Here is a 20,346-nt window from a genome sequence, read left to right as displayed (position 1 = left end):
GCTTAACTATTATGCTTAACTACTATCAGTGAAAAAAACTCACACGACAGACCTGAATAAGCAACAAGTCACCACTAAGTCATTAATCTGGCATGACTTGTTGCTTATTGTCACCATGGCAGTACTAGCTGGTTGTGGGCTAATTTACGAATATTTATTATCTCATTACGCCGGTAGAATACTAGGTGTGATGGAAAGTGCTATCTACACCATGATAGGACTAATGATTGTCTCAATGGGATTAGGTGCTTTTGCCGCCCGAAAAATTAGTTGTGCTTTTAACGGTTTTGTTTGGCTTGAATTAATCATCGCCTTTCTTGGTACCACGGCAATTATTATTATTGCCAGTTTAATTGCCGTAACCCAACTACTGCCACAAATCATTGCCGACACTTTCTCACTTCCTCCGGACGCTCTGCCCCGCGGAGGATTTTTCAAGCAGTTAAGCTACCTAGCCTTTAATAGCCCCTATTTCTTTGGCTTGTTGTTAGGCTTTTTTATTGGGATGGAAATTCCGTTAATTGCAAAAATCCGAGAGCAGATCCATCAAAAGCATCTAGCCAATAATTTAGGCACAATTTACGGTGCCGATTATATTGGTGCCGGTATAGGTGCCGCAATTTGGGTACTATTTTTATTAACTATTGATATCAGTAAAGCCAGCGCATTAACCGCTGCGTTAAATTTAGTGGCAGGTTTTGTCTTTATTTTTTGTTATTGGCAACAACTACATTGGCGTAAGCTTTTAGTCGGTTTTCATTGTTTGTTACTCGTTGGTATTATTTTCATTTACCAACAAGGTAATCATTGGTTAATGCAATTAAGTAATTTATTGTATTTAGATAATGTGGTTTACACTGATAAAACTCGTTATCAACAACTCACTTTCACTGAACGTCAAATGGGGTTAGAACAACAGCCCATCATTAATTTTTATCTCAATGGACGATTACAGTTTTCGTCATCAGATGAACATATTTATCATAATTATTTGGTTGCTCCTGCACTTGCTGGCTCTGCCCGACAAGAGAATATTTTAATTATTGGTGGTGGTGATGGCTTAGCATTAAGAGATGTTCTAGCTTGGCAGCCCGAACACGTGACTTTAATCGACTTAGATCAAGAGCTGATTGAGCTGTTTAAACAACCTAGTGATAAATTACCTGCTCCGCTTGCTCGCAAGATAAGTAGGCTGAATCAACAAAGTCTTTCTCACCCAAACGTAGAATTAATTTATAGTGATGCATTTATCGCCATTGATAATTTACTAACACAGCAAAAATCTTTTGACAGTATCATTGTTGATTTACCTGACCCAAGTCATCCAGATTTAAACAAGCTTTACTCAGTAAATTTTTATGCACGATTAAACCAGCTACTTTCAGCTGATGGATTACTCGCCATACAGTCGACTAGCCCATATCATGCTAAAGAAGCATTTATTTCTATAGGGAAAACTGTAAAAGCCGCTGATTTCTCCGATGTGCAGCAATATCACGACAATGTGCCGAGTTTTGGAGAATGGGGTTGGACAATAGCTTCTAAGCGAGGTTTAAGTCCTCTTGCAAGACTACAAGCACTTGATAAATTTCAAGTAAAACAGCAATGGTTAACCTTACCTATGTTATTAGGTGCTTTTGAATTCTCACAAAATTTTTATCAAATTGAAAAAGAAATTCAAATTAATTACTTGGGCAGTCATACTATTTATCAACTGCATCAAAAAGCATGGCGTAACCAGCAAGGGCTTGAAAATGCTTATACTCAATAATATTTCAGTTAGGTACGAATGAAATAATTTTAAATAAATATCATTCACTGCTTGACATATTATGTCACAGTGCTAAATTTACAACACTGACATAATATGTCAGTCGGGTTAATATCATTTTACAACGACCCTTTGATAAACATGAGGAACAACATGAATATTCACAAAATTGCTAACCATTTGAATGCATTGGCAGATAACTCAGAAACCGGGATGGTTTTTGACTGTCAACCAATTTCGGGCGAAGTTGACGTACTACAGATTACCGTTATCGGCCGTGAAGAGTTACCAGTATTTGTTTCAGTAACCGATGATCAAATATTATGCATCACTTATTTATGGGGCACAGAAGAAGTTAAACCTGAGTGTTTAGCTGAGATGCACGAAAGTATGCTAGAGATGAATATCCCTATGCCGCTTTCTTCATTTTCAAAAATTGGCGATAAATATGTCATTTTTGGTGCTTTATCAATTGGCTCAACGTTTGATGATATCGAACATGAACTCGCTGTTTTAAATAACAATGCCATCGAAGTGATTGATGACATGAGCGATTACTTAGTTTAAGCAACCACCTTTTTTGGAGTATTATTATGAGCATTTTTAAAAAAATTATGACCGCTATCCGTGGTGGTGCAACCGAAGTTGGCGAAACCATTGTAGATGCAAACGCGACGAGAATTTTTGAACAAGAAATTCGTGACGCAGAAAATCATTTAACTAAAGCAAAACGAGATTTAACCGGCGTTATGGCCCAACAAATGGCATCAAGCCGTGAAGTTGACCGTATTAAACGTGAGATAACTGAGCACGAAGGTTATGCGGTTCAAGCCTTAGATAAAGGTGATGAAGCGTTAGCTTTAGCTGTAGCTGAGAAAATTTCAACATTAGAAGGTGAATTATCAACACAACAGCAAGCCCTTGATAGTTTTGAAGGCAATGCAAACCGCTTAAAAGAATTAGTGAAAAAGAGTGAACGCCAAGTACAAGAATACAAGCGTCAACTTTCAATGGTAAAAACCACGGAAAGTGTACAAAAAGCCACATCTGCCATCACTGATAACTTTTCGTCAAGTAATTCTAAGTTACTTAACGCGAAAGATTCATTAGAGCGCATCAAAGCGAAACAACAAAAGTTTGATGACCAAATGAAAGCAGCTGAAGTGTTAGAGTCTGAAAATTCAGACAGCTCCCTAGAAGCTCAATTAAAAGAAGCCGGGATTGGCGCCACTGACAATAATGCGAATTCAGTATTAGCGCGTTTAAAAGCAAAACAAAAATAATATTAATTGTTCATAGATATTAGCCGTCTGCTATATAATTTATCAGTAGACGGTTATATGAAATAAATTGTATTGGAATAGCCATGAGCTTTTTTAAAAAAATATTCAAAAAAGATGAAACTGCCCGCCAAGTTCATAACGTTAGTGATTTATTAACAGGCGACATTATTGTTTTAACCGACAGTTTTGCTTTACCTGAAAACCTAAGAAATCAACAATTTCAAGTAACTGGCGTTAATAGCTACGAATATGAAAATCATGTTGATACTGAATGGGTGCTCACTGGCAATGATGACACCGAGCTTTATTTAACGTTAGATGTTGATGACAAAACTTACCTAAAATTTTTACTTAAAATTCAACATGACGATGTAGAGACTTTATTTGATCTTGATGAATTCTCTACAATATTTGATGAGCCTGGCCAAGCCTTTTTAACCCGTAAAACAGATAGTGCTTTATCGCAAGGCTGGACTAGCGAACAATATCAACAATCTATTTTTTCAACCGTCGGTTATTTTCACCGAAAAGATCATCGTAGCGAAAGTTTGTCTGCTTATGAAGGTAAAGACGCCGGTGAACAATTTGAACTTTATCAACTGTTAGATAAAGAGCAATCAGCAGGCATTGAGTTAGAAGTTTGGCAAGATGGTGACACTGATGTTTTTTTAACGTTATATCGTCCAACAACTGATATTATCGACATGTTTCCGGGAAGTTAATTGTGAGTAGAAAGATACCTGAAAAATGGCAGTCCTCCGTAAAAGCGGCTAAAGCAACGCAAGTTGCGTTTGATATGGATGAAAAAATTCAATTAGATATCAGAAAAGAAGCCCTAGAAGTTGGCTTAAGTCCTTCGGATAAAATAAGAGATATTTTAGGTCTACCAGTCAATAAAAAGCCGAAGCGACCAAGGTTGACCGTGAGTTTATCTGCCGAAGATTACGTTGCTTTAGGTAAAAAATATCAGTTAGCGCCTGAACAACAACTGGAAATTAAAAAGAAATTGATGGATGATTTAATTCACTACGTAAACCAAAAATAATAAAGCCACTATTATGAAGCCATCATTAAAATCTTATACCATCGATGAATTTGGTGTTAAAAACTATAACTCATTTTATTTATTACTTATTACCATCGTTGTTCTTTATGGAATAATTGCAGCACTTTCATTTCCTTTATATCACTACGAATTTTCCTCTGAACACAGTAATATCAAATCATATAAAGATGCCTTTTGGACCCTACAAATGAGTGCGAGTACCATCGGCTTTGGTGATTTTTATCCAGTCACATTGCCAGGGCGTATTATCGTTGCTGCAATGTTTTATATCGGCGTGGGTATGGTAGGTTTTGTTGGTGCACAATTTGTTAATAAATTTGTTGGTTTTTCAGACACTAATGTAAAAAACAGAGAACTTAGAAAACAGAATAAAGAGCTGCTAGAGCATAATAAAAAACTTGAAAAAAAAATAGATAACTTAGTCGAAAAAGTTGAAGAAATTATTGTAAAGGCTAAATAGTCATACTTTTTCATCAGATCAGTATTTGAATTGAGCAAACTTATCACGTACTCTAAAGTTAATTTACTGATAATTAATACTAAAAAGTATCAAGGAAACCGCTATGTTAACTAAAACACTACTCTCATTATCGTTCGTTGCATTAGTTACAGGTTGTGCAAGTTCAGACACTATGGATCAACAGCTGAGCACGCTTTCTAATAAAGTTGATAAACTCACCATGGAAATTTCTAAGTTAAATGCCCAACAAGCAAAAAATACAGCGACAATTAAAACCCTAAAAGACGCTAATGAAAAAAACAGCCAGCGTATGGATAATATTGCTAAAAGCTATAAAAAGTAATGTAACGAATAAGCAAAAACAATAAACTGAGCTAAAATAACAAAGCTTGAGCTCAGTTTATTGAACGATAAGACAGAATAATTTTCAGCATTTTGCAGAGGAAACGGCCATTTTTCTTCGGTTAGTAAAATTAATATTTTCATCAAAACAAAAAAGCACTGAACCAGTCAATTATTTGTATTTTGAAGACTCTAAACAACTCAATGAACATGATGACGAAGTTGTTAATACAGTATCAAACCTCTCTAGCGCTAGCCCTTCAAACAATGAAATAAAAATAACCAATCAGTTTGACCAATTATCAGATAAATTTTCTCACTACTTATTTGGGCAAACAATTAATAACATCAGTCACGACGAATTAAGTCAATTTGTAGAATCTGAAATAGTAAAACTGCTTGATCACCCAAAAGCATTAGTGAAGTCTTTACCTGTGTTGCCCCTTTCTTTAACAACTCTGATTGATGAGTTAAAAAATGATGACTTTAATACTGAGCTACTCATCAGTATCATCAACAAAGAACCTATGGTGGCGGCTAAAGTCATAGAGCTCGCAAACTCAGCTAAATACAATCACCACAATAGAGAGATCACTGATCTTAAATCGGCCTTTATGACAATTGGCGCAAACGGATTAAGTGAAGGGATAATTGTTCATTATTTAAAACGCATGAAACCTACCGCCAATGTTTACTTTAAACATTACGGTGAAAAAATCTGGCTGCATAGCTTATCAACAGGCAATAATTGTCAAAGCTTACTTTCAATTAGCCATTCACCAACAGATAAGGCAACGGCATATTTAATTGGCTTAATCTTAAATTTAGGTGCCATGGTTGTATTTCAACTATTAATTCAAGCTTTTAGTTTTGTAAACCCTAATTGCACCCCTGACTCTGCCGCATTTAAAGCATTATTAAAAAAATACGCTCCTAGGATCACCTATCAAATAGCAAAGTTTTGGCAATTACCTGAAAAAGTGACTCATACGTTAAAATTACAACTTATTATTAAAGATGAAGTAACACTTGCTAACATCACGAAAAAATTCCCATTAGCAGGGTATACTTTCGAAGCAAATGCCATCAGTCAACTTCATGTATTATTTCAAGAAAATAAAATTACCGAAGATGAATTAAAAGAAATTTCACAAACCATACTTTATTCGTCTGAATCTAAAACCTTGTTAGCGCAAATATTAACGCAGTGACTCAGTACGAGGTAAAACGGACACTAAGCCATTAGGGTGTTGTAATTGTTGGCTAATTAACTTAATTAATTTTTCATCATTATTAAGAAATTGAGTAACGGCGGGAGTAATAAAATTCTTCTCTTTATTTTCATCTTCAGTGAGTGGTTTGTGTACTTCAATCAACTTTTTACCATCAGGTTCATAAGACATTTTTATCGGTTGTTCAACGATACGAACTTGCGTACCAAGGTTAACATTGTGATACAGCCATTCAATGTCTTCAGCATACATTCTAATACAACCAGAGCTTGCACGAAGTCCTATTCCCATACGTTTATTGGTGCCATGAATAAGGTACTCACTACTGGCTAGTCTGAGTGCATATTTACCAAAAGGGTTATCTGGGCCTGCCGGAATAACTTTCGCCATTTCTTTGCCATGCTCTTTTTTATATCGCTCTCGCATTTCTTGTGGCGGTGTCCAAGTGGGATCTTTACGTTTATCACCGATATAACTGATCACTCTAGGCGTTGATAAACCTTGTCGACCAATACCTACAGGAAAAACATAAACCAGAGATTCATTAGGCGGAAAATAATATAATCGCAACTCAGCTAAATTAATTACAATACCTTTACGCTCTGCATAAGGTAACAGCATTTGTTTCGGTATTTCCAATAAAGTACCTTTTTCAGGAAGAAAAGGATCTACCTCAGGGTTAGCTGCAATTAACGCTAAAAAGCCCACATTATGATATTCGCTTAGCGCTTGAAAATAGTCACCCTGCTCCACTTGATATGTGAGTTGCTCACCAATTAAACGTGAATTTTCATTCGGTAATTGATAAACACTCGCGACACTCACTGAAAGTGTTCCCACGTATAAAAGCGTCAAACAAACTTTCATTTTAAACAACGAAAACATATTAGGCTAACCAGTAGGCTGGCAACGATAATGCTAAGTTCTTGCTATGCGTTAAAGCTATCAATAAATTTTCAACTTTGCTTGCTTGCCAAGCTAAAATTTTCTTATTGCTGGGTTCATTGATTAAATCGATTTTTTCAAGCTGTTGCTTAATAATCCAAAGGCTTTGTAGTTCACGCAAGCCAAGTTGAATATCTTGTAATGGCATACGATATTCACTTCGTTGTTTTTTATCAAAAAAACAGCCAAACCAGTTACCTGTAAGCAAGCTACGGTGTAATAATTTACGTTGATTTAAATATTCTTCGGCGTCCATTGAGGTTAATGTCGACATAGCATCAGACAATAACGCTAAACTTTCAGATAGCTTTTGTTTGGCAAATGGCATTAAAGGTTCTTGTGTGGTATTGACAAAATATTGCTGGGGACTATTGCTAGTAACAAAACGTAATAGCGCTAACAGTAATAGATTGAATCGCTCGCTGTGAAGTAATTCAGTGATCATCGCTTTATCAGGAAAACGTCGTTTCTCTAGCTTTAATTGTTCAATCAGCTTTTCACTATAATCTAACTTTTTGCGATAATTACCGGTTTTAGTCATTAACTCGCGAAAGTATATTGCACTATCGACCCACGCAAACAATTGAATAAAATAACTTAATTCGTTCCTGATCGATAAAGTTTGTTCTGTTAGCTTTTCATCGAATAACCAAAAACCTTGTCTTAACAAAGCGAGTACTTCCACTAAATCTGCGAGCTTTATCAAGCGTTTATCATTTAAATATTGCTCAACTGTCACTTGCATTTGATGTAAGCAATGACTAACCCCGTCAATAAAACATGATTCAATATCTTCAGCATAACTGTGTAAATCTAACTCGAGCGCTAATTCTTCAATATTTTGTTTGTTAAAGAATAAACGATAGCCTCTGGCGGCTTTACTTTGTGTCCCTGGTCTTAGCGATAAAACACTGAATAAATACCTAGCCAGCGTAAACAAGTCTGCTTTATCGCCAGAAACTAACTCTAATTCTATTTCACATATTTCAACAGAACGACCTTGCGACGATATGTCACCTCGGTCAAACGCTAATTCAATGACACTATTTTCGAGGGTGACTAGCCAGATTTCTCGGGTAAAATCGGTATTAAATAAAGGGATTAATTTTTCTTGTAATTTATTTGCATCATCAGTGTTGGGCCAAATTTCTTTTGGAAATAAAACAAGTTCAGGAAATGAAGCCGTTAATTCAACGTTATATTCTGGGCGTTGATGTAAGCCACCAACGACAATCCCCGCTGTTTTGATCGTTTGTTCAATATAACTACCACAACTTCTTATCCTAAGCCCCATATCTAGTTGGCGTAAGTCAAGATCAGGTGTATCAAAATAACAATTGGATAATTGTTTTACACTGTGTTTAAACGATAATTCGTGCTCTTTTAATAAACTAAAAACTTTTTCTGAAACATCATCACTTATTGTTAAATATTTAAGCTCGACTTCTGTAGCCATACTTACCTTTATCGTGTTTTACGATATAAACCTATTATAAAAGTTTAACCTTACAAAAGCTGTTTCAATGAAGCAATATTTTTCGCTTGCTATCGTCGCGACAAACCCATAATATTTTCAACTAGAATATAGATATTTTTGGTAACTAAATGAAATTAATAAAATGTTTGCTCGCTAGTTTGCTTTTTATCTCAAGCTTTATCTCTTATGCAGAAGAAGAAACTACACAAACAACAGAAGAAAATCGTATTCCCGCCTATATTTCTGATGATTTGTTTATATATATGCACGCAGGTCCTGGCAATAATTATCGTATTTTGGGCAGTATAAATGCGGGTGATGAAGTATCTCTGGCAAATGAAAGCGCTAATGGCTATACCAAGATTATTGATAACAAAAATAGAGAGACTTGGGTTGAATCTAAATACGTTAGCACCACACCAGGACTTAGAGCAATTATTGCAGAACTTAACAGTAAGCTTGCCAGTAATGAAGAGAGTAGCTTACAAATAACTTCAGATTTAACAAAAGCCAATAATAACATTGTTCAACTAACAGACCAAAATGGCCAGTTGACGAGCGAAATCGCCTCATTGAAAACCCAACTAGCACAAACCGAGTCACAACTATCTAATCAAGATTTAGACTTAAAGAAAGAATACTTTTTTAATGGCGCAATCGTTTTAGGCATTGGATTGATTTTAGGATTAGTGTTACCTAGATTATCAGCGCGTAAAAAAGGTTCAATGGAAAGCTGGAAATAAAGAATCTAACCATTTGTTATAAAACATTTTAACTTTTTCACTACAGCTCAAACAATTGAATACTATATTTTGAAACATTATAAATTTTTGAAACACCTTAAACTCCAATATGTATTACTTTTTTTATGTCTTTCTACAAATGCCGAACCTTGGATTGATAGCTCAAATTTATATTTAAGGGAGAATATTCAACATTTAGTAGATGCTGGCTATATAACAACACCAGTCACAACTTTTCCTTTAATGTGGTTTGATATTGCTCAAGATTTAAAAAAAATCCCTTACTTCAAATTAAGTGAATCTGAAATAGATGCATTTAATTATATCCAACACCAATTAAAGTTAGCCAAAAGAAGTCAAACACAGATTAAAGCGACTTTTGCCACAGATGATAATCGTTTTACAAGTTTTGGCGACACCTATAGAGCTAAAAATAGTGTTACGATTCAGAATAGTTTTATGAGTGACTCATTCGCTTTGAATCTGTCTCCTAGCTATAATGTATCGCCCACGATAGACGATGATAAACATTTTGATGGCAGTTATCTCGCTGGTTTTTGGGGAAACTGGGTTGTTTCTGTTGGCAAGCAAGACAGGTGGTGGGGACCCGGTTGGGATAGTAATTTAGGTTTAACTAACAATGCTAAACCAATTCCTGCACTCGCGATTTCAAGAAAATCAGCGACCCCAATGTCAATACCTTTTACTGATATTTCAATACCATGGACAGTAACGTCTTTCATGGGAGTGATGGACGATAATCGAGTCATTAAAGACACTTTATTATGGGGATTTAGACTCAATTTCATACCGATACCAAACTTAGAAATAGGGATAACAAGATTAGCCCAATGGGGTGGTAAAGGCCGGCCAAAAGATTCTTCCACTTTTTGGAATGTATTTACTGGTAAAGATAATTGTGGTGCTGGTGGACTTGAATGTTTGGCCGACGGTTCTCAAGAACCAGGCAACCAACAAGCAGGCTATGACTTTAGGTATTCATTCAATTTATTCGATACTTCTTTTGGTATATACGGACAATCCATAGCAGAGGATGGCAATGACAATAGCTCATTCAGCTTCTTAACTGAAGTACAGTCGCAAGTTGGCATGGATGTGCGTATCAATATGTTAGATACTAGCTCTACTTTCTTTGTAGAATATGCTGATACCTACACAGACTGTGTTGATGAAGATACCATTGAAGTCGGCAATTGTTTTTATGAACATCATATTTATCAAACAGGTATGCGTTATAAACAGCGTACACTAGGAAATCTTTATGATAATGACGCAAGCAGTTTAGTCTTTGGTCTGATATCGAACATTAGCACCAATACCCGTATGACATTAAAACTGCGTATGTTGAAATTAAATAAAGACAATAGCGACAAAAATATTGATAGCCTTATTATCGGCAACCCATTAACAAAGTTTGCTGAAAATACCAGTATGCTTTCCACAAAAATTCAACATAGTTATCGAAACTGGCGGTACACCGTTGGTGTAGATGTCAGTCAATCAACGTTTAAAAACGATATTGCTGATAAAAAGAAAGCGAGCTTATTTTTATCTGTAGAATACAATCTTTAATGAGTTTTTCATCCAAGATATTTGTTATTGATGATCCACTATTCATTAATACTGTGATACCTTATTTTAATATATACGTTCATTTTGATAATTAATAAGCCCCTACTATGCATATAAATACCTCTTGTCCTGTCTATATAATCAATCTAGATTGCGCTCAAGATAGAATGGCGAATATGCATGAACAATTAATGAATTTGAATATTGATTACACCCGTATTTCCGCAGTTAAAGGAATAGATTTATCTGAGGCTGAGATCAGCCAAGTTTATTCTTCCGCCCTTAATAAGCACTATTTTAGAGCCGGTTTAAGTTTGGGCGAAATTGGTTGTTACATGAGCCACAAAAATGTTTGGCGAAAAATGGTTGCCGAGAACATAGCGTATGCGGTAATACTAGAAGACGATATGCTATTAAATCCCACGTTCACCGATATTTTTAAGCATAGCAACACCTTTAAGCAATATGATTTGATCAAACTTGCAGACAACAGAGATCATCAGCCAAGGTATAAAAAACAGCTCAACGATAAATTTGAATTAATTAATTTCACCAAAATCCCTAATTGTGCAACGGGTTATACCTTAAGCCTTGCAGGCGCAAAAAAGCTATTATCGAGAGAAAAGTTTTATCGACCTGTTGATATTGATATGCAATTTTGTCGTGAGCTTAATTTGTCAGTGTTCGGTTTGCGTCCGTATCCTATCACTGAAAATAAAAATATGATCAGTAATATAGTTACCTTAAATGGTGGCTTTCATGGTAAAAAAAGTACCAGTTTTATTAGAAATATTAAATACCGTATTCATTTATGGTGGCATAGAAAAAATTATATTTCTGGTGAACTTTAAGTCACAAGTTAAATTACCAAAACTTCCAGTAATTCAATTGCTTTCTCATTTTAAATTTTCTCAAGAAATTTAACGGTTTTCTTTTAGCTGGTACATTATTTCCTGCCAACATCTCATCTACTGCATCTAAGACTCGCTGCGAAGACTTACCATCTTGATATGGATGTGTATCTTTAATAAATGCCCCTATTTTACTCATTAAATCAATTGGCTTTGATAAAGCAAACTCAATACTTTCTTCAAGCCTATTTGGATCGTTTATATCTATTAAATAAGGTTTAGGAGATATATTTTTAAATGTAACGACTGGCTTATTTAATAATAGAAACATTATCAGTACTGAAGACGTATCACATACCATTACATCTGACTTTTGTAATAATGGAATAATATTATCGGTTTCAATAAAGGATAAATGTTCACTTTCTAGTGTTTTATATTGTTCAACAATATCCTTATTCATCTTGGGATGAAATTGAATTAACCAATTCCACTTTCCAGAAGTCGCCAATTTTTTCACAGTTTCAAATAAATGTGGTGCGCATGTTAAATCTTTAGAAAATGTCGAACACATCAATACCGTTGGCGTAGTTCCTTTTGCTTTATTTTTGGGTTCGTACAAAGGGTCAATGGCTGGCCACCCTGTTTCTCTTACTGAAAAATGCTGATGTTTAGCTGCTAATAAATTAAATTTTTTCGTTGTGTTTGGCCCTTGTGTGCAATATAAATCAAAACAACCTCTAATATTAAAATGATCTTCAAATCCTCGGCGATTTACTTTACCTGAATTAAAACCATGAAAAACACCTACTTTAATTCCCGGTATGAAATTTGGTATTACGTTGCCCGGTATAAATACAGCATGCGGATTAAATTGTTGTATTGCTTCTATCGAATGAAGCTGAATTTCTTTTTCTGTAAGGTATTCTTCATCTACTTGTTTACCTTCTAAAAACCAAGCCACTTTGTCATCTCTATCTAGGATGATCTGTTGAAGAGGTCGAAGTATTGCAAAGCTATAGTTTTGAGATATATAAAAAAGGTAATGCTTAGAAGACATAATTTACTGTTAATACAAGGTCATAAAAAGGGTTATACCATATAACCCTTATATTTTCACATTAGAGCATTAACGAGGTACTAAAATACTAAACGTATTAGCATCAGAAGTAGACTTTTCATCTCCATAATAAGACCAATAACATTTACCAGTCCCCGGCAAGTACTTTCCTGCATATTGATTAGGTGAATTATAAGGAGAGGCTACACAATGATAAATGTAATCCCCTGCATCCCAATCTCTAGAAGTTACAGCTTCTGCCCCTGAAGTCAGTGTGCTAGCTTTTTTCCATTTATAGATACTTTGAAACTGAGCTTTTTCATCAACTAACATATAATAGGTGGTGTTTTTATGCTCATCGCCATTATTTGCATAATAACAATTACCGTTAATTAATTTCCCCGGAGTTTCAGCTGATCCATTTCCTGCGCATAAATAAACAGCTTAGTTATTTTCAGCACCTGCATGTATTGCTGAAGTGTGCCAATTTTCAGAGTTAAACTTAGTCCGAGACATTGAAATGTATGTCCCATCTACTGGTGTTAAATTAGTAGGTCCTGCCGCATAAACAGTTAAAGGTGAAAGTATTAAAGATATAAGTAAAATTTGTTTCTTCAAATTAATTTATAAAATTCCATTTAATTAGAATAAAAAACACGGTTCACAAATACATTAAAAGTAAATTACTTAAATATAATGGTCATCCATGTCCATTAATTTATCGAAATATATTCGACTGGTAGACCATATAGTAAATACAAAAACATATCTAGTAAACTTTTCGTCGTATAGTATTATCATCAAATCTAATTTAATCAGTTCTACAAATTTATTTTAAAGTAACAGGTAAAAACTAACTAAGTTATAACTAATTTATTATTGACAAAAACTGAGTAAATACGTTATTAATACACCACTAACTCATTTATCAGCCCTTTTAATAAATTATTAGGCTGAGTAATAACAAAACAGTTAAACTAAATATGTTGCATTTAATTTCTACAATTCGTACTAACCTCCTCCTCGCATTAAGTATGCGCGGATAGTTTTTTATTGAATTAAATCAGATAAAACAATTAAAACCCGCGCCAAATTTCGCGGGTTTTTTTATGCCCGTAATTTATAATTTTTTTGGCATAAAGTAGTTATTAATATTATTAAAGGAAGCAATTATGGATAACCAAGTCGTTATTTTTGACACTACATTACGAGATGGTGAACAGGCGTTAAACGCAAGTCTTTCAGTGCATGAAAAACTACAAATCGCACTTGCTATTGAACGCTTAGGTGTTGATGTAATGGAAGTTGGTTTTCCGGTTTCTTCTCCTGGTGATTTTGAATCCGTGCAAAAAATTGCCCAAACCGTGAAGAACTCTCGTGTTTGTGCATTAGCAAGAGCCGTTGAAGGGGATATTCAAGCCTGTGCCGATGCATTAAAAGTTGCAGATCATTTCAGAATTCATACCTTTATTTCAACGTCAGATGTTCATGTTCAACAAAAATTGAAAAAAGACTTTTCTGATGTCGAAGCAATGGCGATTAACGCAGTTAAATTTGCCCGAAAATTTACCGATGATGTTGAGTTTTCTTGTGAAGATGCAGGACGTACACCTATCGATAACTTATGTCGCATGGTGGAAAATGCCATCAAAGCAGGGGCAACTACGGTGAATATTCCAGATACCGTTGGTTACACTATCCCTAACGAGTTTGGCGGTATAATCACTAATTTATTCAATCGCGTACCGAATATCGATCAAGCGATTATTTCTGTGCATTGTCATAACGATTTAGGTTTAGCGGTAGCAAACTCAATGTCGGCGGTACAAGCTGGAGCTCGTCAAATAGAGTGCACGATTAATGGTATTGGCGAACGTGCTGGTAACTGTTCTTTAGAAGAAGTTGCCATGATCATGAAAACTCGTCACGAATTTTTAGGCGTGAAAACCAATATTAATCACCAAGAAATTGCCCGTACGTCAAAACTAGTCAGTGATTTATGTAATATGCCAGTGCAGTTAAATAAAGCGATTGTTGGCGGAAACGCCTTTAGTCATTCGTCAGGTATTCATCAAGACGGCATGTTAAAAGCAAGCAACACCTACGAAATAATGACACCTGAAAGTGTCGGTATTGCTAAAACAAAATTAAACTTAACCTCGCGTAGTGGTCGCCACGTCATTAAACATCGAATGGAAAGTTTAGGCTATCAAGAAAACGAGTTTAATTTAGAAGAGTTATATACTGATTTTCTAGAATTAGCTGACAAAAAAGGCCAAGTTTTTGATGATGATTTAGAAGCATTACATTTTAATCTTCAGCAACAAGACGCCAAAGATTATTACCATTTAGATACTTTAAATGTGCAATGTGGTGGTGGTGATTTTGCAACAGCGAGTATTAAATTACTGTCTGGCGAAAATAGTCAAATAGTGTCAGAAACCGGTAATGGTCCAGTCGATTGTTTATATCGAGCAATCAAGAAAGCCGTTGATATTGATTTCGAAGTAGCCGACTACAAAATATCAAACAAAGGTGAAGGTGAAGACGGCTTAGGCAAGGCTGATTTAGTGGTGACCTGGCAAGGAAGAAACTTCCATGGTTATGGCTTAGCAACCGATGTTATAGAAGCATCTGGTCAAGCACTTATTCATACGCTTAATAGTATTCATCGCGCACAAAAAATTGCGGCGATTAAACAAGATAGTAAGAAATAACTAAGCAGCGATAAAATTATCGCTAGGCAATTAGTAGCACGTCATACCAATTAACTATTGTTGATTTTATGATAACGAACAAAATATAACGTTTACGAAATAGGTTTTAAAATGTCAAACATAGCAGTATTAGCCGGTGACGGTATCGGCCCAGAAGTAATGGTTGAAGCAAAAAAAGTTTTAGCCGCAGTTGCAGATAAATTTCAATTCACCCTTAATACCCAAGATTATGACGTAGGTGGCGCCGCGATTGATATTCATGGCAACGCTTTACCTGAAGTAACTATGAAAGGTTGTCAGGCTGCAGATGCTATTTTATTTGGTTCGGTCGGTGGCCCAAAGTGGGCAAACTTACCACCAACAGAACAACCAGAACGTTGCGCTCTTTTAGGGTTACGCGGTCATTTTGACTTATTCTGTAATATGCGCCCTGCCACTTTACAGCCAGCTTTATCTTCATTATCTACCTTAAGAAGCGATATTTCTGCACAAGGTTTTGATGTGTTAGTGATCAGAGAATTAACCGGCGATATTTATTTTGGCGAGCCAAAAGGTCGTAAAGGTGAAGGTGAAGAAGAAACCGGTTTTGATTCAATGTTTTATTCACGCCGTGAAATTAAGCGAATCGCTCATTTAGCTTTCCAAGCGGCACAAAAACGCAATAACAAAGTCACTTCTGTTGATAAAGCTAACGTATTAGCAACGAGTCAATTATGGCGTCAAGTGGTCGAAGAAGTCGCGGTTGACTACCCTGATGTTACGCTTGAGCATCTTTATGTCGATAACGCTGCCATGCAATTAGTGCGTGATCCTAATCAATTTGACGTTATGCTATGTCCAAACTTATTCGGTGATATTTTGTCTGATATTTGTGCAATGATCACAGGTTCAATGGGCTTATTACCTTCAGCTAGCTTAAACAGTGAAGGTTTTGGCATGTACGAACCTGCCGGTGGCAGCGCGCCAGACATTGCTGGTCAAGGCATTGCAAACCCAATCGCACAAATTTTATCCGCGGCCCTAATGCTTCGTTATAGTTTAAATCAAGACGACGCAGCCAAAGCAATCGAAGACGCTGTTGGCAGCGCATTAGATAACGGCATTTTAACCGCTGATTTACTCCCTGCTGAGAAAAGAAATAATGCTAAATCCACTAGCGAAGTAGGTGATTATATCTGCGCTCAAATCAATGCAATAAACATAAAAGGAGCATAATAATGGCAACAACTTTATATGAAAAATTATGGCAACAACACTTAGTTGAAGAAAAAGCCGGTGAAACGCCATTACTTTATGTTGATCGCCATTTGATACATGAAGTAACTTCACCACAAGCTTTTGCTAATTTAAAGTTTCATAACCGCCCTATTCGCCACCCAGAGCGAACTATTGCGACCATGGACCATAATATTTCAACCCGCTCTATTGAAATTGATGCCGCAGGCGAAGGTGCAGCGAACCAATTACGCACGTTAGAGAAGAACTGTAAAGAATTTGGCATTGAATTATTTGGTATGGGTCATAAAAACCAAGGTATCGTCCATGTTATGGGTCCTGAGCTTGGCTTAACGTTACCAGGCACTATTATCGTGTGTGGCGACTCTCATACTGCAACCCATGGCGCTTTTGGCGCGTTAGCATTCGGCATTGGTACTTCAGAAGTAGAACATGTTTTTGCGACGCAAACCTTACGTCAAACAAAAGCCAAAACCATGAAAATTGAAGTAAATGGTCAAGTTGGTGAAGGGATCAGCGCGAAAGATATTATCTTAGCTATCATTGGTAAAACAGGTAGTGCCGGCGCGACAGGTTATGTTGTCGAATATTGTGGTAGTGCAATTGAAGCATTAACCATGGAAGAACGTATGACCGTTTGTAACATGAGTATTGAATTTGGCGCAAAAGCCGGTTTAATTGCTCCGGATCAAAGCACTTTTGATTACTTAGAAGGCAAAGAGTACGCACCAAAAGGTGAAGTTTGGCAACAAGCGGTTGCAGATTGGAAAACATTAAAAACTGACGATGGCGCACAATTTGATACGGTATTAACGTTAAAAGCTGAAGACATAAAAGCGCAAATTACTTGGGGCACAACGCCTGGACAAGTAACTTCAGTAGACGGCGTCGTCCCTTCTCCTGATGACTTTACCGATCCAGTAGAAAAAGATTCTTGTGCCGCAGCGCTAGTCTATATGGGCTTAGAAGCAGGCACTAAAATCACCGATATTGAAATTAATAATGTCTTTATCGGCTCTTGCACTAATTCACGCATTGAAGACTTGCGCGCAGCAGCAAACACGGTGAAGCGTTTTACGGCCAATGGTGAGAAAGTATCAAGCAAGGTCAATGCGATTGTAGTACCGGGCTCTTATCGCGTTAAAGAACAAGCAGAAGCAGAAGGTTTATCAAAAATATTTATTGATGCTGGTTTTGAATGGCGTTTACCGGGCTGTTCAATGTGTTTAGGCATGAATGACGATGTTTTGTCCGAAGGTGACCGTTGTGCATCAACGAGTAATCGTAACTTTGAAGGTCGCCAAGGTCGAGGCAGTCGTACTCACTTAGTAAGCCCAGAGCTTGCTGCGGCATCGGCTATCGCTGGTCATTTTGTTGATTTAAATGCTTAAGGAGCAATAATAATGGAAAAATTTACAACACATTCAGGTTTAGTCGTTCCTTTAGATGCATCAAATGTTGATACTGATCAGATCATCCCAAAACAGTTTTTACAAAAAACGGAGCGTATTGGTTTTGGCAAACATTTATTTCATGATTGGCGCTACTTAGATGCTTCAGGGCATCAAGACAATCCAGAGTTCATTTTAAATGCGCCTCAATACCAAGGGGCAAGTATTTTATTAACACGTGAAAATTTTGGTTGTGGTTCAAGTAGAGAGCATGCCCCATGGGCGTTAGAGGAATACGGCTTTAAAGTTATTATTGCGCCAAGCTTTGCCGATATTTTCTATGGTAATTGTATCAATATCGGTTTATTACCAATTAAATTATCTGATGATGAAATCAATGAACTTTTTGCTGACTGCGAAAACGGCGAAGTGAACTTAACGATTGATTTAGAAAAAAATCAAATTACTGGCTCAAGCAAAAGCTATCAATTTTCGTTGGATAAATTTCATCAATATTGCTTGGAAGAAGGCATTGATAGTGTTGGTTGGACCCTGAAAAAAATTGATGCTATTAAAGCGTTTGAAGCAAAAATGCCGATATGGCAATAAGATTCATATATACCGCTTTTTAACGAATCTTACATACCTACCCTGATATATGCTTATCAGGGTATTTCTCCCTCCTTCTATAAATATTTATCACAAATAACATTCGAACACTGTGTTATCAATATTCGTGTTTTTTTGTTCTATAATTATGTCAACAGTTAAAATTTATCAGCGAGATTCTTCAATAATTTAGCTATTGCATAGATTGCAAGTAAAACAATTATTAAGAAGATTTTAACTTACCTAAATATCCTGATGAATAGCGCCAGATTTCGTATACGTTCGTAGCGTTTTTAGGCTAATGTACATTTCAAAATTAAAATAAATTATGACAAAAAAAGAGAATAATTTAACCGAAGCTTCCAAAGTGATCAGTATTGAACAACTTAAAGTCGGCATGTATATAAAATCATTTTCGGACAGCTCAAATCTTAGCATTAAATCTGAAGGTTATATTTCTTGCGAGGAACAAATTACTCAACTACAAAATGCTAGAGTAACGACTCTGGTGATTATACCTGAAAAACAACAACAAACCGTTAACTTAGCAAGTGTTTTGCCTAATATTGAAACGATTAATGGCAACAAGCAATCGGCAAACAATAAAGCCTTGCCAATATCGTTAGACAGCGAACTCAAAAAAGCCAATCACCTTTATAAAAGTGCCAAAGATTTACAAAGCAAAATTCTGAATCAAATCAAACAAGAAAAGTCTTTACCTGCAGAAGATATACAAAGCACCACAGATGCAATGGTTGATTCTATTTTTAGAAATCAAGATGCGCTCACCTGCCTGTCGCGACTACAAACTAAAGATAAACAACTCACAGAGCATTCATTAAATGTTGCTATATTGATGTCAGTATTTGCAAAACATTTAAATATAGATAAACGTATTATTCAAGAACTTACCCTTGGTGCTTTTTTACATGACATTGGCATAGTGTTAATTCCTAAAGAAATACTCAATAAAAAAACTGTCCTCACTGAAAAAGAAAATAACATCATGAAAAGTCATGTCGCTTTAGGTATTAAGCTTTTAGAGGAATCGCCAAGTATTTCTTATATTGCGATTAAAATGGTTAAAGAACATCATGAGCGAATTGATGGCTCCGGTTACCCTAACCAATTAAAAGGCGATCAAATATCTAAATATGGCCGAATGATCGCTATAGTAAATGCTTATGATTCTATGACCTCTAGTCGACCTTACAAAAGCAGCGTACATCCAATTAACGCATTTAAAGCATTGATCGCTGAGTCACCTGATGTTTATGATGAAGAACTTGTTGAAAAGTTTATTCAATGCTTAGGTGTTTACCCTGTAGGTACCTTAGTTAAACTAAATAGTGGGAAATTAGGCTTGATCAGTAAATTAAACAAGAAAAAACCATTACACCCTTTTGTACGAGTTTTTTATAACACGAGAATGAACCAAGCAATCCCTATTCAAGAAATAAACTTAAGTGAATCAAAATATAAAGACCAAATTGATCGTTGTATTAAACCGGAAGAATTTAATATCAATTTATTAGGCTTTTTTAAAGCAGCTTTTATTAACTAACTGACA

19 protein-coding genes and 1 pseudogene are annotated in these 20,346 nt (G+C 35.8%); 16 read left to right on the top strand and 4 right to left on the bottom strand.

The features are described from left to right. The first annotated feature begins 28 nt into the window (after positions 1 to 28). The 8 genes from Q4493_RS07175 (at position 29) to Q4493_RS07140 (ending at position 6,133) form a co-directional block, all read left to right on the top strand. A complete protein-coding gene (locus Q4493_RS07175; protein WP_303450873.1) occupies positions 29 to 1,771 on the top strand; it encodes a polyamine aminopropyltransferase in 1,743 nt (580 codons plus the stop codon). A 153-nt stretch (positions 1,772 to 1,924) separates the two neighbouring features. Further along, positions 1,925 to 2,338 carry a YjfI family protein gene (locus tag Q4493_RS07170; protein WP_303450870.1) on the top strand — a complete coding sequence of 138 codons (414 nt, stop codon included), beginning with the start codon at positions 1,925 to 1,927 and terminating at the stop codon, positions 2,336 to 2,338. Positions 2,339 to 2,364: 26 nt separating this feature from the next. Next, complete coding sequence (locus Q4493_RS07165) at positions 2,365 to 3,054, top strand: PspA/IM30 family protein (protein WP_303450868.1); 690 nt, start codon at positions 2,365 to 2,367, stop codon at positions 3,052 to 3,054. 83 nt (positions 3,055 to 3,137) lie between these two features. Next, positions 3,138 to 3,776: a hypothetical protein gene (locus Q4493_RS07160; protein WP_303450866.1), complete on the top strand. Its 639-nt coding sequence runs from the start codon at positions 3,138 to 3,140 to the stop codon at positions 3,774 to 3,776. Further along, a complete protein-coding gene (locus tag Q4493_RS07155; protein WP_303451532.1) occupies positions 3,776 to 4,099 on the top strand; it encodes a hypothetical protein in 324 nt (107 codons plus the stop codon). The genes Q4493_RS07160 and Q4493_RS07155 overlap by 1 nt, the downstream gene beginning before the upstream one ends. Positions 4,100 to 4,112: 13 nt before the next feature. Then, positions 4,113 to 4,580, top strand: coding sequence for a potassium channel family protein (locus tag Q4493_RS07150; protein ID WP_303450863.1), 468 nt, complete (start codon positions 4,113 to 4,115; stop codon positions 4,578 to 4,580). A gap of 103 nt (positions 4,581 to 4,683) precedes the next feature. Continuing rightward, positions 4,684 to 4,923: an LPP leucine zipper domain-containing protein gene (locus tag Q4493_RS07145; RefSeq protein ID WP_303450861.1), complete on the top strand. Its 240-nt coding sequence runs from the start codon at positions 4,684 to 4,686 to the stop codon at positions 4,921 to 4,923. A gap of 175 nt (positions 4,924 to 5,098) precedes the next feature. After that, positions 5,099 to 6,133, top strand: a complete 1,035-nt coding sequence (locus tag Q4493_RS07140; RefSeq protein ID WP_303450858.1) for an HDOD domain-containing protein — start codon at positions 5,099 to 5,101, stop codon at positions 6,131 to 6,133. Here Q4493_RS07140 and Q4493_RS07135 read toward each other — a convergent pair. Next, positions 6,122 to 7,009, bottom strand: coding sequence for a L,D-transpeptidase family protein (locus Q4493_RS07135; protein ID WP_303450856.1), 888 nt, complete (start codon positions 7,007 to 7,009; stop codon positions 6,122 to 6,124). The genes Q4493_RS07140 and Q4493_RS07135 overlap by 12 nt on opposite strands. Positions 7,010 to 7,040: 31 nt before the next feature. Next, complete coding sequence (locus Q4493_RS07130) at positions 7,041 to 8,555, bottom strand: CYTH and CHAD domain-containing protein (RefSeq protein WP_303450853.1); 1,515 nt, start codon at positions 8,553 to 8,555, stop codon at positions 7,041 to 7,043. 149 nt (positions 8,556 to 8,704) lie between these two features. On the opposite strand from Q4493_RS07130, the gene Q4493_RS07125 reads away from it, so the two are divergent. From Q4493_RS07125 to Q4493_RS07115, 3 genes are all read left to right on the top strand, one after another. Next, the gene (locus Q4493_RS07125) at positions 8,705 to 9,319 is read left to right on the top strand and encodes a TIGR04211 family SH3 domain-containing protein (RefSeq protein WP_303450851.1); all 615 of its coding nucleotides are present in this window, start codon (positions 8,705 to 8,707) and stop codon (positions 9,317 to 9,319) included. Between the two features lie 87 nt (positions 9,320 to 9,406). Continuing rightward, complete coding sequence (locus Q4493_RS07120) at positions 9,407 to 10,912, top strand: capsule assembly Wzi family protein (RefSeq protein ID WP_303450848.1); 1,506 nt, start codon at positions 9,407 to 9,409, stop codon at positions 10,910 to 10,912. A gap of 107 nt (positions 10,913 to 11,019) precedes the next feature. Next, positions 11,020 to 11,763, top strand: coding sequence for a glycosyltransferase family 25 protein (locus Q4493_RS07115; RefSeq protein ID WP_303450843.1), 744 nt, complete (start codon positions 11,020 to 11,022; stop codon positions 11,761 to 11,763). Between the two features lie 13 nt (positions 11,764 to 11,776). On the opposite strand, the gene Q4493_RS07110 is transcribed toward Q4493_RS07115, so the two are convergent. Together Q4493_RS07110 and Q4493_RS07105 are read right to left on the bottom strand one after the other, a co-directional pair. Further along, entirely contained in the window at positions 11,777 to 12,823 is a 1,047-nt protein-coding gene (locus Q4493_RS07110; RefSeq protein ID WP_303450840.1) for a CDP-glycerol glycerophosphotransferase family protein, read from the bottom strand. Positions 12,824 to 12,892: 69 nt separating this feature from the next. Further along, positions 12,893 to 13,219 (bottom strand): annotated as a pseudogene (locus Q4493_RS07105) (DM9 repeat-containing protein); the annotation flags it as partial. A gap of 776 nt (positions 13,220 to 13,995) precedes the next feature. Here Q4493_RS07105 and leuA point away from each other — a divergent pair. The 5 genes from leuA to Q4493_RS07080 all read left to right on the top strand — a co-directional run bounded on the left by leuA (position 13,996) and on the right by Q4493_RS07080 (position 20,340). Beyond that, complete coding sequence (leuA, locus tag Q4493_RS07100; protein WP_303450837.1) at positions 13,996 to 15,540, top strand: 2-isopropylmalate synthase; 1,545 nt, start codon at positions 13,996 to 13,998, stop codon at positions 15,538 to 15,540. A gap of 111 nt (positions 15,541 to 15,651) precedes the next feature. Then, on the top strand, positions 15,652 to 16,755 hold the full coding sequence (gene leuB, locus Q4493_RS07095) for a 3-isopropylmalate dehydrogenase (RefSeq protein ID WP_303450833.1): 1,104 nt from the start codon (positions 15,652 to 15,654) through the stop codon (positions 16,753 to 16,755). A gap of 2 nt (positions 16,756 to 16,757) precedes the next feature. Continuing rightward, a complete protein-coding gene (gene leuC / locus Q4493_RS07090; RefSeq protein WP_303450831.1) occupies positions 16,758 to 18,167 on the top strand; it encodes a 3-isopropylmalate dehydratase large subunit in 1,410 nt (469 codons plus the stop codon). Positions 18,168 to 18,179: 12 nt separating this feature from the next. Next, positions 18,180 to 18,776: a 3-isopropylmalate dehydratase small subunit gene (gene leuD / locus Q4493_RS07085; protein WP_303450829.1), complete on the top strand. Its 597-nt coding sequence runs from the start codon at positions 18,180 to 18,182 to the stop codon at positions 18,774 to 18,776. 328 nt (positions 18,777 to 19,104) lie between these two features. Then, positions 19,105 to 20,340: an HD-GYP domain-containing protein gene (locus Q4493_RS07080; protein WP_303450827.1), complete on the top strand. Its 1,236-nt coding sequence runs from the start codon at positions 19,105 to 19,107 to the stop codon at positions 20,338 to 20,340. Positions 20,341 to 20,346 lie beyond the last annotated feature (6 nt).

The organism is Colwellia sp. 1_MG-2023 (assembly GCF_030546755.1).
In the GTDB taxonomy this organism is placed as follows: Bacteria; Pseudomonadota; Gammaproteobacteria; order Enterobacterales; family Alteromonadaceae; genus Thalassotalea_H.
This window is presented reverse-complemented; position numbering and strand designations above follow the sequence as displayed.